Origin of the sequence: Nonomuraea sp. B10E15 (genome assembly GCF_039871615.1) — a bacterium.
In the GTDB taxonomy this organism is placed as follows: Bacteria; Actinomycetota; Actinomycetes; order Streptosporangiales; family Streptosporangiaceae; genus Nonomuraea.
Map to the genome: position 1 here is coordinate 1 of NZ_JBDPMB010000071.1, position 636 is coordinate 636.

The 636-nt window shown below is 67.6% G+C and carries 1 protein-coding gene; it reads right to left on the reverse strand.

Annotation, left to right across the window (positions count from 1 at the left end; all coding sequences use genetic code 11):
- Positions 1-375: 375 nt before the first annotated feature.
- Positions 376-636, reverse strand: a 261-nt coding sequence (locus ABGB14_RS50015) for a cytochrome P450 (RefSeq protein WP_347650964.1), incomplete at its 5' end; no start/stop codon positions are given.

A 636-nucleotide genomic window follows, 5' to 3' on the forward strand; every position in this document is an offset into this window, starting at 1 on the left:
AGCACTTTGGCGTACATCGATCCCGTCCGGTCCGACTCGACTGTCCTGGCCGCCCTCGACGAACCCGCACCGCGGCAGGTCCCGCCACGCTCCGGAAAACCCGCGCGGGCGGGCACCGGCTCCCCGCGGTGGGTGATGGTTCTCCCGCCTCGTTGCAGACGCCACCACTCCACCGCGGGATCACCTCATCAGCTCCAGATGGGATCGCGTCGCATCGCCCACACCTCCCTTCGAGACGGGTTCTGGCTGGCTGGTCGCCGTTGAAGCTGCCGGCGTCCAGGGTTCATGCCGGTCACGGACCAGTGATCGTGACGTACATCCCGACACGGCCTGGCTCGGTCAGGACGCATCCGCCGAAGCCGACGCATGTCCTGTTCACCAGGTGACCGGGAGTTCGTGGGCGCCGTAGACGACGGCGTCGTTCTTGAACGGAACGTCCTGCGTCGGTGCGGCGAGCCGCAGGGCAGGGATGCGGCGGAACAAGGTGTCGAAGACGATCTGCAGTTCCATCCTGGCGAGGTTCTGGCCGAGGCACTGGTGCGGGCCGTATCCGAAGGCGAGGTGGTGGCGGGCTCCGCGCTCGATGTCCAGTTCGGCCGGGTTCTTGAATGCCGCCGGGTCCCGGTTGGCTGACAG